This is a genomic window from Sphingomonas sp. LT1P40, from assembly GCF_036663835.1.
Classification (GTDB): domain Bacteria; phylum Pseudomonadota; class Alphaproteobacteria; order Sphingomonadales; family Sphingomonadaceae; genus Sphingomonas.
The window spans coordinates 615,007-630,315 of record NZ_JAXOJT010000002.1; the positions used below are offsets into that span (position 1 = coordinate 615,007).

Below are 15,309 nucleotides of genomic sequence, written 5' to 3' on the forward strand. Positions count from 1 at the left end.
TCAATCCCGGCAATATCCTTCGCCGACGCTGACGATCAGGCAATCCTTCTTGCCCGCCAGATACTTCAGGTCGGTCGACTCGCCGTCGCCGGGGACCAATTCCTGCGGACCATCCGGGCGCGTGAAGGTGATGCCGCGCTGACTCGCCACGCCGTCGAACGTGCCGGTCATGTCATCGTCCAGTCCATATTTATTGGTCAGCCGATAGCGGCCGGGCGTGGTCGCATCCTTTTCGATCGTCAGCACCAGCCCCTCGACGCCGATCCATTTGCCGACCCATGCATCGCGGTTCGGGGCTTCCTTGGCCTTTTCACTTTCCTTGGCGCGGTCGGTAACGTTCTCCGCCATCGCCTCGGCATTGGCGACGGCATTCTCGACCAGAGCGGCCTGCTGCTCGTTGCTCATTTCGCTGCACGCCGTCGTCGCCAGCGCTGCCGCGATCACCACCCAGATACGCATCATACACTCCCCTAAGCACACTCATAAGATCGGGTGTAGCCTTGCGCGCAACAAACGCCTAGAGACCGCGCCATCACATCGTTTGAGGGTCGAACCACGCTTCCCATGCGCATCGCCATCGCTTCGGATCACGCCGCCCTCGACCTCAAGGCGGTGCTCGCCGACTGGTTGCGCGGCGAAGGTCATGACGTGTCCGACCTCGGCCCGGACAGCACCGCCAGCGTCGATTACCCCGATTACGGCTACAAGCTTGCCCGCGCCATCGCGGCGGGCGAGGCGGAGCGCGGCATTGCGCTGTGCGGCAGCGGCATCGGCATCTCGATCTCGGTCAACCGTAACGCGCAAGCGCGGTGCGCGCTGGTATCGGAGCCGCTCTCCGCCGCCCTCGCGCGCGAACACAACGACGCCAACGTCATCGCCATGGGCGCCCGGCTGATCGGCCCCGAAATGGCGAAAGCCTGCGTCACCGCCTTCCTCGCCACCGCATTCGGCGGCGATCGTCACCAGCGCCGCGTCGACAAACTGACCGCGCCCGAGCTGTAAGGATAGTCCTATGAGCACCAATCCAATCTCCGCCGTCCAGCCGGATGGCTTCTTCACCCAGACCCTCGCCGATGCCGATCCCGCCGTGTTCGCGGGCGTCGCGCATGAGCTTGAGCGCGAGCAATATCAAATCGAACTGATCGCCAGCGAAAACATAGTGTCGAAAGCGGTGCTGGAGGCGCAGGGTTCGGTCTTCACCAACAAATATGCGGAGGGGTATCCCGGCAAGCGCTATTATCAGGGCTGTCACCCCTCGGACGAGGTCGAGCAGTTGGCCATCGACCGGGCGAAGCAACTGTTCGGCTGCGACTTCGCCAACGTCCAGCCGCATTCGGGCGCGCAGGCGAACGGCGCGGTGATGCTGGCGCTGGCCAAGCCCGGCGACACGATCATGGGCCTCAGCCTCGATGCTGGCGGCCATCTCACCCACGGCGCGCGCGCGGCGCTCAGCGGCAAATGGTTCAACGCAGTCCAGTACGGCGTGAAGCCCGACGATCATCTGATCGATTACGATCAGGTCGCGGCACTGGCACGCGAACATAACCCGCGCATCATCATCGCGGGTGGTTCGGCCTATCCGCGCCATATCGACTTCGCCAGGTTCCGCGCGATTGCGGATGAGGTCGGCGCGATCTTCTTCGTCGACATGGCGCATTTCGCCGGCCTGGTCGCGGGCGGCGTCCATCCCACCCCGTTCGGCCACGCGCATGTCGTCACCACGACGACGCACAAGACGCTGCGCGGCCCGCGCGGCGGCGCGATCTTCACCGATGACGAAGCCATTGCGAAGAAGATCAACAGCGCGGTGTTCCCCGGCCTTCAGGGCGGCCCGCTGATGCACGTCATCGCGGCAAAGGCGGTCGCGTTCGGCGAGGCGTTGAAGCCCGATTTCAAGAGCTATGCCGCCGCCGTGGTGGAGAATGCCAAAGTGCTGGCCGCCACGCTGAACGAGCGTGGATGCGACCTCGTCTCCGGCGGCACCGACACGCATCTGGCGCTGGTCGACCTGACGCCGCTGGGTGTGACTGGCAAGGATGCGGACGAGGCGCTGGAGCGGGCCGCGATCACCTGTAACAAGAACGGCATCCCCAACGATCCTTTGCCCCCGGTCAAGACCAGCGGCATCCGCGTCGGCAGCCCGGCAGGCACCACGCGCGGCTTTGGCCCCGCCGAGTTCCGCGAGATCGGCAATATGGTCGCCGACGTGCTTGACGGTCTGCGCGCCAAGGGCGAGGGCGGTGACCCGCAAGTCGAGGCCAATGTCCGTACCCGTGTCCGCACCCTGTGCGAACGCTTCCCGATCTACCCGGAGGGTTGATGTTCAATCTCCCTCTCCCCGCTGGGGAGAGGGCCGGGGTGAGGGGGAGGGGTCTCACCGAGACCGCTCTCTCTGCGAGCCCCCGGCCCCTCTCCCAACCCTCTCCCCAGTGGGGAGAGGGCTAAGATGCGCTGTCCGTTCTGCGGTAACGAAGACTCACAGGTAAAGGATAGCCGCCCCACCGAAGACGGGGCGGCGATCCGTCGGCGGCGTCAGTGCGAAGCGTGCGCGGCGCGCTTCACGACGTTCGAGCGTATCCAGTTGCGCGAACTGACTGTCTTGAAGTCTGAAGATAAGCGAGAACCATTCGAGCGCGACAAGCTGGTCCGCTCGGTGTCGATCGCGTGCAGCAAGCGACCGATCAACCCGACCCAGATCGAAAAGCTCGTCTCCGGCATTCAACGTCAGCTGGAGACGCTGGGCGACCCCGAAATCCCGTCGCAGCGCATTGGCGAACTGGTGATGGACGGACTTAAGGGCCTCGATTCGGTCGCCTATATCCGCTTCGCCAGCGTCTATCGCGACTTCCGCGAAGCCAAGGATTTCGAGGCGTTCGCCAGCAGCGTTGCCGAGGTCGCGGGCGAGCGCAAATGACGGCGCCTAACCCGGTCATCGTCCTCGTCCGCCCGCAACTGGGCGAGAATATCGGCAAGGCGGCGCGCGCCATGCTCAATTTCGGTCTCACCGAAATGCGCCTCGTCACCCCGCGCGACGGCTGGCCCAACCCCTCCGCCGGTCCCGCCGCCAGCGGGGCCGATAGTGTGCTGGCCGACGCGCAGGTTTATGACAGCGTCGCCGATGCCGTCGCCGATTGCCCGCACGTCTATGCCACCACGGTGCGCAAGCGCGGCGTGACCAAGCCGGTGGTCAACCCCGCCGAAGCCGCCGCTGAGATTCATGGGGCAGTGGGCAGGTCCGCGATCCTGTTCGGCGCGGAGCGTTCCGGTCTGGCGACTGAGGACGTCAACCTCGCCCGCACGATCCTGACCGTGCCTATCAACCCTGTCTTCGGCTCGCTCAACCTGGCGCAGGCCGTCATCCTCGTCGCCTATGAATGGTCGAAGGGGGAGGGGCTGGCGCAACCGCCGCGCACCGACCTCCACCCGCCCGCCCCGCAGGACGAACTGGAGGGCATGATCGGCCATTTCGAGCGCCTGCTCGCCGATACCGGCTATTACTACCCGCCCGAGCGCGAGAATGTGTCGCGCCTGACGCTGCGCAACCTCCTGACCAAGCCGGCCTGGACGGCACAGGAGGTGCGCACGATGCGCGGGGTGCTGTCCGCACTACAGGGCAAGAAGCAGCCCAAGTAAACCGAAGCACTTGGAAACGCTGCACACTGGAGTTACAGTTGGGACATTCGACCAAAGGGATTCCCGCTCATGTTCAGCTTTGCCGCCCTGTTGCTTGCCGCTTCGCCGATGCCCGCAACGCCCGTTTCGCAGCCCGAGACCGAGGCTCCGGCCAAAGAGAAAAAGATCTGCCGTCGCGTCCAGACCGTTGGCACCCGCTTTGGCCCGCAGGTCTGCATGACGCGCAAGCGCTGGAACGAGATGCAGGCAGCGAATGCCGAGGATAATCGTCGCGTCCTCAAGGATTCCGAGCGGCAGGAGCGCGACGCCTATCTTCCCTACGCCAGACCAAACTGAGCCGTCGGCAGCCCCGGCGGCTTGACTCCCATGGGGGCCGCCGCTAACCGCGCCCCTTCGCAATGGCCCTGCACTCCGGTGAAGCAGCGGCCCTGTGTCTTGTGACACAGGCGGTACCGGAATCGCGATCAGGTGGGAAACCGCCCGGTCAACGTTGTTAGCTTTGTTTAGGAATTCCAATGTCGAAGCGTTCAAGCGCCAAGTACAAGCTCGACCGTCGTATGGGCGAGAACATTTGGGGTCGCCCCAAATCGCCCGTCAACAAGCGCGAATATGGCCCCGGCCAGCACGGCCAGCGCCGCAAGGGCAAGGTGTCCGATTTCGGCATCCAGCTGCGCGCCAAGCAGAAGCTCAAGGGCTATTACGGCGACATCACCGAAAAGCAGTTCAAGCGTTCGTATGAAGATGCGTCGCGGATGAAGGGCGATACCGGCCAGAACCTGATTGGCCTGCTCGAGCAGCGCCTCGACATGATCGTCTATCGCGCGAAGTTCGTGCCCACGATCTTTGCCGCGCGCCAGCTGGTCAACCACGGCCACGTCAAGGTCAATGGCGAGAAGTGCAACATCGGTTCGCGCCGCATCAAGCCAGGCGAGACGGTCGAACTGGCACCCAAGGCCCAGGAAATGGCACTGGTGATCGAGGCGCAGAGCCTGGCCGAGCGCGACATCCCCGATTATGTCGCACCGGACGGCGCGTCGAAGATCACTTTCACCCGCGTGCCGACCCTCGACGAGGTGCCGTATCCGGTGAAGATGGAACCGAACCTGGTCGTGGAATTCTACTCGCGCTAATAGCAAGTATGCAGCAGCGTTTGGCTGCCTACGAACGAAAAGGAAAAGGCGACTCATTTGGGTCGCCTTTTTCGCAATGGTCAGTTCTTCGCGAAGAAAACGCCGATAGCGGAGGCTGGCAGTGCTTGCATGACGCCGATCACGATGTTCCAGTCTTGTAGTCGCTCGACTAAAATGCCTTGCTGCCCGCGGCTAAGGGCGAGCAGCGACACTATGATGACGATGACGAGAACTAGCAGATAGAAAACGCTGGCCGTCAATGCCAATCGAAATAGGAATTTCATCTCCTCGGGCTTGGTATCGACCGTTTTTGGCGGACCGGCGAAATAAGCCACCGCGCCGGTCAACGTCATCGAAGGAAGGACGTGCGGCAGCAGCCACCCCAGCAACTCGTGTGTATCGCGCGAAACACTCGGCACCGCAGCCAAGCCGAGCACAAGCAGGATCAGCAACGCCCCGCCGAGCCACCAAACAAGAGTGATTAACCGGCGATATCGGCCTAAGCGCGCGGAGAGAACGGCATTGGTCATGGGCAAGCTCCGTTAACAATGGCGTTCAGACCGGCCCCTGCAAGATGTGCCTCCGGGCTGAGATGCGTCACACGTACGGCGTCGTCACCCAGCGTCTTGCGCTCATACTCATAGACGAACAGCTGTAGATGTTTGCCAGGGCCGGCCGCCGCATTCGCCAGACTTGGGGGCAGGCGGTAGGGGTTGTCTTGGAACAACGTGATCGCCGTGCCGAAATCGGCTGCGGTGCTGTTGGTTGCCATATTGGGACCATAGACAAACAACAGTGCTCGATAGCGACCAGGCAGTGCTTTGCCGGTGAAGATATCCCAAAGGTTGTTCTTGAACGGACCGGTTTGCCAGCGCCTACCCGCAATAGCCTTACCGTCGTGGCCGATACTCTCGAATGCAGTCGCGATCGCAAAGCCGCCCGCAACGACAAATAACTTACGCCTATAAGCGCGAGTGTCGAGCTTCCCGTTCAACCAAGTTTCGACTTGACCAAGTGAGTGGGTGGCTGTGAAGCATCGTGAACTTAGGTTCTTCGAAACCGATGCGGCGGGTACCGCATTTAGCCGGGGGATCGCATGAAACGACGGGCCGGGGCCAGGGCCGGGTGGCAGCGTGTTGGGTCGCATCGCCATGCACCCGGTCAACAAGGATAACGTGAGCAGCCCGGTCGCTAATAGCGCTATAGTTCGAGATGGCATTGCATCTCCTTCCCCGTTGCCAAGCTTATTCGAGATCGGCCAAATATCAAGCCAGCGAACTATCCGCATCTGTCAATCTTCCAGCCGATCTGTTCGCTCTTTCCCTTTGCGAGCGCCATCAAGTGCTGCCACAAGTCCTGCCCTGAAACACCCGGAGAAGATGTCGATGCGTCTCGCGTTTTTGGCTCCGCTGGCCCTGTTGGGTCTGGCCGCCTGCAACACCGCCCCCTCGGCCCCGCCCGAGGAAGCCATGCCTGCCATGCCGATGGAGACGCTGAAGGAGGCGACGCGCATCCTTTCGTCCGACGAATATGAGGGTCGCGCGCCCGGTACGCCGGGGGAGAAGAAAACGCTCGATTATCTCGTCGCGCAATTCCAGAAGGCGGGGCTGCAGCCCGGCAGCCCAAATGGTCCTGATGGCCCCAGCTGGTTTCAGGACGTGCCGCTGGTGGCGATCACCGCGAAGAACGTCTCGACATTGAACTTCACCGGCGGCACCGCACCGATCGCGCTGAAATACGGTCCGGAATTCGTCGCCGGCACCTATCGCGTCACGTCGAAGATCGACATCAAGGACAGCCCGGTCGTGTTTGTCGGATACGGCATCAACGCGCCTGAGCGTGGCTGGAACGACTATGCCGGGGTCGATGTGAAGGGGAAGACCGTCGTCATCCTCGTCAACGATCCCGACTGGGAAACCGCAGGGGCCGAAGGGACGTTCGGCGGCAAAGCGATGACCTATTATGGCCGCTGGACCTACAAATATGAGGAAGCGGCGCGACAGGGCGCGGCGGCGGCGATCATCGTCCATCAGACCGAACCGGCCGCTTATGGCTGGAATGTCGTCCAGTCGAGCTGGACCGGCGAGCAGCAGGTCGCCGACGCCGCCAACGGCCATGCCGACCAGTCCGCCGCGATCGGCTGGATCCAGCTCGACAAGGCGAAGGCGCTGTTCGCTTCGGGCGGGCAGGATTTCGCCAAGCTTGCCGCCGCCGCCAAGACCAAGGGTTTCAAGGCCGTGCCGCTGGGCGCAGTCAAGGCATCGCTCAGCTTCGACAACGACATCCGCAAACACGCGTCGAAGAACGTCATCGGCATCCTGCCCGGCACCAAGCGCCCCGACGAGGTCGTGCTCTACACCGCGCATTGGGATCATCTCGGCCGCTGTGAGAAGGCGCCGGACGGCGACGATATCTGCAATGGCGCGATCGACAACGCCACGGGTACCGCCGCGCTGATTGCCATCGCGGAGGCCAACAAGAAAGCCGGCGCGCCCGACCGCAGCCTCGTCTTCCTCGCCGTCACCGCCGAGGAATCGGGCTTGCTCGGATCGGCCTATTACGGTGCCAACCCGGTCTATCCGCTGGCCAAGACGGTGGGCGGCGTGAACATGGATGCGCTCAGCGTCACCGGCCCGGCGAAGAACGTGATCGTGGTGGGCAAGGGCAAGTCGGCGCTTGATGGCTTCCTCGATCGCGCGTTGGCGAAACAGGGCCGCACCGCCACCGCCGAACCCACCCCGGAAAAGGGCTTTTACTACCGGTCCGACCATTTCATGCTGGCGAAGCAAGGCGTGCCGATGCTCTATTTCGACGGTGGCGACGATCTGGTCGAGGGTGGCAAGGACGCGGGCAAGGCGGCCGCGATGGACTATGAGAAGAACCGCTACCACGGGCCGAAGGACGAATATAATCCGGCGTGGAACTGGGCGGGGGTCGAACGCGATCTGGCGATTTACTACAGCGTCGGCCGCGCGCTGGCGATGACGGGCGACTGGCCGAACTGGGTGGAGGGCGACGAATTCCGCGCCATCCGCGACAAGAGCCGCGCCGGAGCGAAGTAAGCTGCCATGAAACCGACCCCACCCCCTGAATGGGCGAAGCACAAGGCCGTGTGGATCGGCTTCCCCAGCCATCCCGAATTATGGGAATCGCTGGGGGCCGCCCGTGCCGAGGTTGCCGCCTTTGCCCGTGCCGTCCATGCCGATGGCGCGGGCGAGCAAGTGTTGCTGGTCGCGGCGGATGAGGAAGCCGCCACCGCCGCGCGGCTGCTCGCCGGGGATTCGGCCAAAGTCGTCGTCGCCCCGTTCGGCGACATCTGGCTGCGCGACACCGGGGTTATTCTCGATAACAAGGGCGTCGGCCACGATTTCGCGTTCAACGGCTGGGGCGGGAAATATGAGTATGCCGGAGACGAGGAGATCGGCGCGCGTTTGGCGGACAAGCGCCGGATCGAGGTCGAACCGCATGACTGGGTGCTGGAGGGCGGCTCGCTCGACTGGGACGGCACCGGTCTGGTCGTCACCACCGAACAATGCCTGCTCAACCGCAACCGCAATCCCGGCCTGTCGATGCGCGAGGCGGAGGAGCGGCTGTACAGCGACCTCGGCTTCGACCGCGTGTTGTGGCTCGGCAACGGCCTGACGCACGACCACACCGACGGCCATGTCGACAATCTCGCCCGCTTCGTCGGCCCCAATCGGCTGGCGATCCCGGTGGCGGAGGAAAACGACCCCAACTGGCTGGTCTATCAGGACGCCAAACGCCGCGCCGAGGCGTTCGGAGTGGAGGTGGTGCCGATCCCCTCACCGGGCCGCGTGATCCATTCGGATGAGGTGGTCCCGGCAAGCTATATGAACTTCTACATCGGCAATGCGGTCGTGGTGGTGCCGGTCTACGGCCAGCCCAACGATCGCAAGGCGGTCGAGACGATCGGCGCGCTGTTCCCGGGGCGGCAGGCCGTGGGGCTGCGGGCGGACCATATCCTGACGGGCGGCGGGAGTTTCCACTGTATCTCGCAGCAGATTCCGAAGTAACTATCCTCTCGTCACCCCGGGCTTGACCCGGGGTCCCGCTTCTTTCCTCCGACGAATCAGGGCAGCCGACCTCGCTCAAGGCCGGGCGACGGATAAGGACGTCGGTTGCATGGCCTCAGCACAGTCTGGCGCACCGTGCGTGCCAACCCACTCCCAACCCCTCCCTTTTCGAGAGCGGCGAAGAAGAGTCGATGTTCGCAATTGCGTGGAAAGCTGACGAACGACGATCAGCAGGGGCCATGCCAGTATATGTAGCCAGTTTAGAGCCAATTCAAACGTCCGTAATTGGGAGAAAGCGGGCGTTACATCCACTGGGTAACGTCGCCCGTTGGCTTGTACGCTTCGAGGCTATGGGCAGCGCAGTCTCTTCAAAAACCGCCGCCCTCATCTCTTTCAGGCGGTCGTTCGCCACCATCGGACGACGACCCGCCACCTCGAAAGAGCTGGATTACGAACCAGAGCATCAAAGCGCCAAGTGGGATAAACCACCAGAGCTTGCTCATACGCTTCTCCTCGCTTGTCTACGTCGACTGCTCTGTGCTGCCACTTTGTTGTAGTCGGGTTAGGTCCGCAAGGTCGTTAGCGACACTCGCGTCTTCTTCTTCCGCAGTCCAAATCGACCGCCGACCAAACCCACTGGTAATGTTGGATTTCATCTGATCTATCCTGATCGATGAACCGCCGCTCGCACCACCCTATTCCCACACCCCGCCGCGTCGATGGCGCATATATCGCGCGTCAGTGCCGCAAACCCGTCGCTTCGGTGTCGCGCCGCTGTAGCCCCTCTGTCGCGTCAGCGGCGCGCGCGTGTCGCGTCACTGTCGCGCAACAGTCGCGTCGCAGGCGCAAAGCTGTCGTTTCACCGTCGCTTCCGCCAAAAACCCTGCCAAACCGTCAACCGCGTCAACCGGCTGACCACGGCCCCACCCCGTCAGTCCGACTCAGCTCCGTCCGCAACCGCTTCCTCGGCTCGCCCCTTGAACCCCTGCGCCACCACGAACCATTCGACCGAACCCTTGCGGCTCGACGGCGGCTTGGCGTGCTTCACGGTGGCGAAGTTGCGTTTCATCTCGGCGACGAACTGGCTGTCGCCCCCGCCCGCAAAGATCTTGCTGACGAAGGTGCCGCCCGGTTCCAGATTCTCGATTGCGAACTGGAACGCCGCCTCGACCAGCCCCATCGTGCGCAGCGCGTCGGTCTGCGGATGACCCACCGTGTTCGCCGCCATGTCCGACATCACCAGATCGGGCGCGCCGCCCAGCGCCTCGACCAGCCGGTCGGGTGCGGAATCGTCCATGAAATCCATCTGAAAGATCGTCACGCCCTCGATCGGATCGACCGGCAACAAATCGATGCCGACGATCGCCGCCTTTGGCACTTGCCGCCGCACGACCTGGCTCCACCCGCCGGGGGCCAGGCCCAGATCGACGACGCGCTTCGATCCCTTCAGCATGCCGAACTTCTCGTCCAGCTCGATCAGCTTGTAGGCGGCACGGCTGCGATAGCCCTCCGCCTTCGCCTTTTTGACGTAGGGGTCGTTCAACTGCCGCTCCAGCCAGCGGATCGACTGGCTGGTGCGTCCGCGCCCGGTGCGGACGCGGGTATGGCCTCTGGTGCCGCCCCTGCTCATCGCCAAATCCTCTTCATCGAGCGCTATTCTTCATCAGATGGCGCAGGATGCCCTCGCGGATGCCGCGATCGGCGATGCCGATGCGTTCGGCGGGCCAGATGTCCATGATACTCTCCAGAATCGCGCAGCCGGCAACCACCAGGTCGGCGCGCTCGGCGCCTATACACGGAATGGCCGAACGTCCCGCCATATCCAGATCGGCAATCCGCTGGCTGACGGCACGCATCGACGCAGCGGGCACGATCAGCCCGTCGATCGCCGAGCGGTCATAGGAGGGGAGGCCCAGATGCACGCTGGCCAGTGTCGTCACCGTCCCGCTGGTGCCCAGCAAGCGCGGCGTGCCGGTAATCGCGGGCAGCCGTGCGATGAACGGCGCAAATGCCTCGGCCACGCTGTCGCGCATCCGCGCATAGGCCTCGCTGCGGATCGCATCGTCGGGATCGCCCCCGCCGCGCCCCTTCGCCTCGGTCAGCGACACCACGCCCCATGGCGCGCTGTGCCAGTCGAGAATGCTGGGCTGCTCACTCGCGGTATCGACCAGCACCAGCTCGGTCGATCCGCCGCCAATGTCGAACACCAAAGCGGGTCCGTCACCCGGCTCCAGCAGTGCGTGACAGCCCAGCACCGCCAGCCGCGCCTCTTCCTCGGCGGTAATGATGTCGAGCACGATGCCGGTCTCGCGATAGACGCGCTGGATGAACTCCGCGCCATTCTCCGCCTGTCGGCACGCTTCGGTCGCCACCGACCGCGACAGCGCAACGTTGCGGCGGCGCAGTTTATCGGCGCAGATTTTCAGCGCGGCGATGGTCCGTTCGATCGCCGCATCGGACAGCCGCCCGCTCGACGCCAGCCCCTCGCCCAGCCGCACGATGCGCGAAAATGCGTCGACCACGGTAAAGCCCGACCCTTGCGGTCGTGCGATCAGCAACCGGCAATTATTGGTGCCAAGGTCCAGTGCGGCGAAATGCCGTGCTTCCGGCCAGCGCGCCCGCCCCGCTGGCGGGGATACCGGTGGGGCCGGGCGGGCCGGAGGCGATTCCGGCGGGCGCGGCATCCTGGCGGAGCCTTCCCCCATGTTGAGTCACTCACTTATGTTCTTCCGTCACGGCCGAAACGGCCGCCGGTGCTTGAAGGCAAAGCTAGCAGGGCACCACGGCGCCGGCAAGGCGAGCGACCGGCGGGGGCAAAACCGGCCCGAATCGCCTTGACCCGTGGTTTCTCGCCACCTAGAGCAGCCCCCGATTGCCCGATCCTCTAATGGTAAGAGAGCGGACTCTGACTCCGTCAATCAAGGTTCGAGTCCTTGTCGGGCATCCACTATTCACATTTTCCATAACCTGGATCAGCACGAATCTTGATTCGGTTGCGCAACCTTGCCCGGTAACGCCGCGTTGGACGGGCATGCTGAAACCATCGAACGATAGCGACCACCCGCTCGCCGACGCCTTCCGGCGCTTTGTGAAGGACCCTGCTTTTCCTTGCGTCGGCGCGAAATCCGCGTTGAGTCGCCACCAGATGCGTTTTGTAGTGGGCCGCGACATCCGTTCCGCCTGGGACGATTTGCGCATTTATCCCAATCTGCTTGCCTTGGCTGAGGGCTATAAGGTCGAACCGACCCTGTTCCAGTCGCTGGTCGTGTTGTTCGAAGAGGACGCCGGTCTGGGCGAGGACGAGTTTGAGGCCAATCTATGGGCCCGCGTCCAGTCGCTCAGCGAAAAGGACGAATGGCTGGGGCAAAAGCCAGATCCGCGCGTCAGCGACGATCCCGACGATCCGCATTTTTCATTGAGCTTCGGCGGCGAGGGGTTCTTCGTCGTCGGCCTCCACCCGCACGCCAGCCGCCCGGCCCGCCGCTTCGAGCGCCCGGCACTTGTGTTCAACCTGCACGACCAGTTCGAACAGCTGCGCGCGCTGGGCCGTTACGACAAATTGCGCGATTCCATCGTCGAGCGCGATGTGGCGCTGGCCGGTATGGCTAACCCCATGCTCGCGCGACACGGCACGGTGTCGGAAGCGCGCCAATATAGCGGGCGACTGGTCGATGCCGACTGGGTCTGCCCCTTCTCGGGCCGCAAAGGGGCGCGAAATGCCGCATAGGATCGAACCACGATCAGGCGTGGCGTTCGAGGTGCCGAAAGGCGCGCTGCTGACCGTCACCGACCCCACTGGCGAGCAGGTCGCCGACCTGCTGGCGTTCCGCAAGGATGACATCCGCGAGGTTATCTCCTCGGGCCGCACGCTCGATTATGCCAGCCGCATCTACCTGACGACCGGCGACAAGCTCTATTCCAACCGCAGCAACGTGTTGCTGGAAATCATCGAGGACGATGTCGGGCGGCATGATTTCCTGCTTACGCCGTGCTCAAAAGACACGTTCCGCATCATTTATGGCGATACCGATCCGCATCGCGGCTGTTTCGGCAACCTCGTCGCAGCGCTTGAGACTTATGGCATCGGCCCCGACGACATTCCGGTCGCATTCAACTGCTTCATGAACGTGCCGGTGGACGGAACGACGGGCGAACTGCGCGTTGATCCGCCATTGAGCAAGGCCGGCGACCGCATCGTCTTCCGTGCGATGGACGACCTCATTATCGGCCTCACCGCCTGTTCGGCGCTTCAGTCCAACAATGGCTCGTTCAAACCGATCGACTGGGAGGTAACGCCGCCGGAGTAACCCGGCGGCGCCAATGCCTCACTCCGACGGAAAACCGCGACGCTTGAATAGCGCCTTCACGTCCGGATCGCGGCCCCGGAACGCCCTATATGCTTCCTTGCGATCCGTCTCGTTGCCGGTGGCGAGCAGCACGGTGCGGAACTTGTCGGCGGTCGCCTTGTCCCACACATTCCCCGTCGCCTCGAACGCCGCCCAAGTGTCGGCGTCCATCGTCTCCGACCATAGGTAGCTGTAATAACCCGCCGAATAGGCGTCCGACGAGAACAGGTGATTGAACTGCGGCAACCGGTGCCGCATCACGATCTCTTTCGGCATCTTCAGTTCCGCCAGCGTGTCCCGTTCGAATGCATCGGGGTCCGCCACCGGCGTCTCACGGTCGTGCAGCTTCATATCGACGATTGCTGACGACAGATATTCGACCGTGTCGAACCCCTGGTTGAACGTATTCGCCTTCTGGATCTTGTCCACCAACGCCGCCGGGATCACTTCGCCGGTCTTGTAATGCTTGGCATAACGGTTGAGCACATCCGGCGTCAGCAGCCAGTTTTCGTTCACCTGGCTGGGATATTCGACGAAATCACGCGGCGTGCCGCCCAGTCCCGGATAATAGACATTGCCGAGCAGGCTGTGCAGCGCATGGCCGAATTCGTGGAACAATGTCGATGCATCGTCGATGCTGATGAGCGTCGCTTCACCCGCGCCGCCCTTGGTGAAATTGTTGTTGTTCGACGCCAGCACGATATTTTCACCGCGCAGCCCCGAACGGCTGCGATAGCTGGTCGCCCACGCTCCCGAACGCTTGCCCGCACGCGCGAAATTGTCGAGGTAGAAGACCCCGACGGTCTTGCCCTCGCGGGTCACTTCAAACGTGCGGACATCCGGGTTGAACACGGGAATCGTGCCGGTATTCTCCTTGAACTGCAGATCGTAGAGGCGTCCGGCGGCGTAGAACATGGCGTTGACCATGTTGTTCAGCTCCAGATACGGCTTCACTTCGCTTTCATCCAGATCGTACTTCGCCTTGCGGACCTTCTCCGCATAGAAGCGATAGTCCCAGCCCTCGATCTTGATCTTGGCACCTTCCTTATCGGCCAGCGCCTGCATGTCGGCGACTTCCTCCAGCACGCGGGCGCGGGCGGCGGGCCAAACGGACATCATCAGCTTGCTGGCATTGGCGGGCGTCTCCGCCATCGTGTCGTCCATGCGATAGGCGGCGTGGTTCTTGAACCCCAGCACCACCGCGCGTTCCTGCCGCAGCTTCAGGATGCTGGCGATGATCGCATTGGTATCGTTCGCGTCGCCGTTATCGCCGCGATTGATATAGGCGTTGTACACCTTCTCGCGCAGGTCGCGGCGGGTCGAGTACATCAAAAACGGCTGCATCGACGAACGCGTGTTCTTGACCGCCCATTTGCCTGCCTGGCCGCGCGCCTTCGCCTCATCCGCCAGACTTGCCTTGAAGCTGTCGGACAGCCCCGCAAGCTCGGCTTCGCTGGTCAGGATGATCGCGGTTTCCTCGTCTGCCAGCACGCGCTTGCTGAACTCGGTATAGGCTTTCGACAGCTCGCCGTTGATGCGCTTGATCTCGCCCTTCTGCGCTTCGTTGAGAAGCGCGCCCGAGGTCACGTAACCGCGATAGCTGCGTTCGAGCAGGCGCATCTGCTGGGGATTGAGGCCGAGCGTCTGGCGCTTGTCATAGAGCGTCTTGACCCGCGCGAACATCTTGGGGTCGAGGCTGAGTTCGGTCGAGAAAGCCGACAGTTTCGGGCTCCATTCGGTGGCGATCTTCTGCACCTCGGGCGTGGCGAGGTTGCTGGTATAGACGCCCCACACCGGGAACACACGGCTGAGCGACGTGGTCGATTTCATCGGCGCTTCGATCGTGTTGGCAAAGGTCGGCGCTTCGGGGTTGTCACGGACCTTGGCGAACTCCGCGCGTGCCTCGGCCATGCCCGCCTCGAACGCGGGACCGAACATTGCGGGGGTCACCTTGTCCCACTGCGGCACCCCGTCGAACGGGCCGGGCCATTGTGCCAGCATCGGTGCGGCATCGGGAGCAGGGGTGGCGGCCTGGGCAGGGGCGGACGCGGCTTTTGGCATGGGTTGAGCCTGTGCATTGACGGAAAGGAGCGAGGTGGTGGCGAGCAGAATCGCGCCGGAAACGGGCTTCATCGGAATTCCCTAAAACAGGTGTGATAGCAGGAC

At 63.2% G+C, this 15,309-nt stretch carries 16 protein-coding genes and 1 tRNA gene; 11 read left to right on the top strand and 6 right to left on the bottom strand.

Translation table 11 applies throughout. The features are described 5' to 3' along the window. The gene (locus U1702_RS14440; protein ID WP_332725829.1) at positions 1 to 462 is read right to left on the bottom strand and encodes a hypothetical protein; all 462 of its coding nucleotides are present in this window, start codon (positions 460 to 462) and stop codon (positions 1 to 3) included. A 102-nt stretch (positions 463 to 564) separates the two neighbouring features. Between U1702_RS14440 and rpiB the strand changes: the two genes are divergently transcribed. The 6 genes from rpiB to rpsD all read left to right on the top strand — a co-directional run bounded on the left by rpiB (position 565) and on the right by rpsD (position 4,763). After that, positions 565 to 1,002: a ribose 5-phosphate isomerase B gene (gene rpiB / locus U1702_RS14445; protein ID WP_332725831.1), complete on the top strand. Its 438-nt coding sequence runs from the start codon at positions 565 to 567 to the stop codon at positions 1,000 to 1,002. 10 nt (positions 1,003 to 1,012) lie between these two features. Further along, positions 1,013 to 2,320 carry a serine hydroxymethyltransferase gene (gene glyA / locus U1702_RS14450; protein ID WP_332725833.1) on the top strand — a complete coding sequence of 436 codons (1,308 nt, stop codon included), beginning with the start codon at positions 1,013 to 1,015 and terminating at the stop codon, positions 2,318 to 2,320. A gap of 126 nt (positions 2,321 to 2,446) precedes the next feature. Then, a complete protein-coding gene (gene nrdR, locus U1702_RS14455) occupies positions 2,447 to 2,914 on the top strand; it encodes a transcriptional regulator NrdR (RefSeq protein ID WP_332725835.1) in 468 nt (155 codons plus the stop codon). Continuing rightward, complete coding sequence (locus U1702_RS14460) at positions 2,911 to 3,633, top strand: RNA methyltransferase (RefSeq protein WP_332725837.1); 723 nt, start codon at positions 2,911 to 2,913, stop codon at positions 3,631 to 3,633. The genes nrdR and U1702_RS14460 overlap by 4 nt, the downstream gene beginning before the upstream one ends. A gap of 69 nt (positions 3,634 to 3,702) precedes the next feature. Continuing rightward, positions 3,703 to 3,969, top strand: coding sequence for a hypothetical protein (locus U1702_RS14465; protein ID WP_332725839.1), 267 nt, complete (start codon positions 3,703 to 3,705; stop codon positions 3,967 to 3,969). A gap of 179 nt (positions 3,970 to 4,148) precedes the next feature. Next, the gene (gene rpsD / locus U1702_RS14470; protein ID WP_332725841.1) at positions 4,149 to 4,763 is read left to right on the top strand and encodes a 30S ribosomal protein S4; all 615 of its coding nucleotides are present in this window, start codon (positions 4,149 to 4,151) and stop codon (positions 4,761 to 4,763) included. Positions 4,764 to 4,843: 80 nt separating this feature from the next. Here the strand turns inward: rpsD and U1702_RS14475 are convergent, their stop codons facing one another. Both U1702_RS14475 and U1702_RS14480 read right to left on the bottom strand, forming a co-directional pair. After that, on the bottom strand, positions 4,844 to 5,293 hold the full coding sequence (locus U1702_RS14475) for a hypothetical protein (RefSeq protein ID WP_332725843.1): 450 nt from the start codon (positions 5,291 to 5,293) through the stop codon (positions 4,844 to 4,846). Next, a complete protein-coding gene (locus U1702_RS14480; protein ID WP_332725845.1) occupies positions 5,290 to 5,757 on the bottom strand; it encodes a hypothetical protein in 468 nt (155 codons plus the stop codon). The genes U1702_RS14475 and U1702_RS14480 overlap by 4 nt, the downstream gene beginning before the upstream one ends. A 391-nt stretch (positions 5,758 to 6,148) precedes the next feature. Here U1702_RS14480 and U1702_RS14485 point away from each other — a divergent pair, with 391 nt between their 5' ends. Next, complete coding sequence (locus U1702_RS14485) at positions 6,149 to 7,825, top strand: M28 family metallopeptidase (protein ID WP_332725847.1); 1,677 nt, start codon at positions 6,149 to 6,151, stop codon at positions 7,823 to 7,825. Positions 7,826 to 7,831: 6 nt separating this feature from the next. Then, positions 7,832 to 8,797: an agmatine deiminase family protein gene (locus U1702_RS14490; RefSeq protein ID WP_332725849.1), complete on the top strand. Its 966-nt coding sequence runs from the start codon at positions 7,832 to 7,834 to the stop codon at positions 8,795 to 8,797. A gap of 931 nt (positions 8,798 to 9,728) precedes the next feature. On the opposite strand, the gene U1702_RS14495 is transcribed toward U1702_RS14490, so the two are convergent. Together U1702_RS14495 and U1702_RS14500 are read right to left on the bottom strand one after the other, a co-directional pair. Next, positions 9,729 to 10,427, bottom strand: a complete 699-nt coding sequence (locus U1702_RS14495) for an RlmE family RNA methyltransferase (protein ID WP_332725851.1) — start codon at positions 10,425 to 10,427, stop codon at positions 9,729 to 9,731. A gap of 13 nt (positions 10,428 to 10,440) precedes the next feature. After that, entirely contained in the window at positions 10,441 to 11,481 is a 1,041-nt protein-coding gene (locus tag U1702_RS14500) for a Ppx/GppA phosphatase family protein (protein ID WP_332725853.1), read from the bottom strand. Between the two features lie 189 nt (positions 11,482 to 11,670). Here U1702_RS14500 and U1702_RS14505 point away from each other — a divergent pair. The 3 genes from U1702_RS14505 to U1702_RS14515 all read left to right on the top strand — a co-directional run bounded on the left by U1702_RS14505 (position 11,671) and on the right by U1702_RS14515 (position 13,104). Then, positions 11,671 to 11,744: transfer RNA gene (locus U1702_RS14505), tRNA-Gln, on the top strand. A gap of 84 nt (positions 11,745 to 11,828) precedes the next feature. Next, entirely contained in the window at positions 11,829 to 12,524 is a 696-nt protein-coding gene (gntA, locus tag U1702_RS14510) for a guanitoxin biosynthesis heme-dependent pre-guanitoxin N-hydroxylase GntA (protein ID WP_332725855.1), read from the top strand. Beyond that, positions 12,514 to 13,104: a DUF1989 domain-containing protein gene (locus U1702_RS14515; protein ID WP_332725857.1), complete on the top strand. Its 591-nt coding sequence runs from the start codon at positions 12,514 to 12,516 to the stop codon at positions 13,102 to 13,104. The genes gntA and U1702_RS14515 overlap by 11 nt, the downstream gene beginning before the upstream one ends. Before the next feature lie 18 nt (positions 13,105 to 13,122). Here U1702_RS14515 and U1702_RS14520 read toward each other — a convergent pair whose 3' ends face one another. Further along, positions 13,123 to 15,276, bottom strand: a complete 2,154-nt coding sequence (locus U1702_RS14520; RefSeq protein WP_332725859.1) for a M3 family metallopeptidase — start codon at positions 15,274 to 15,276, stop codon at positions 13,123 to 13,125. Between the last annotated feature and the right edge of the window lie 33 nt (positions 15,277 to 15,309).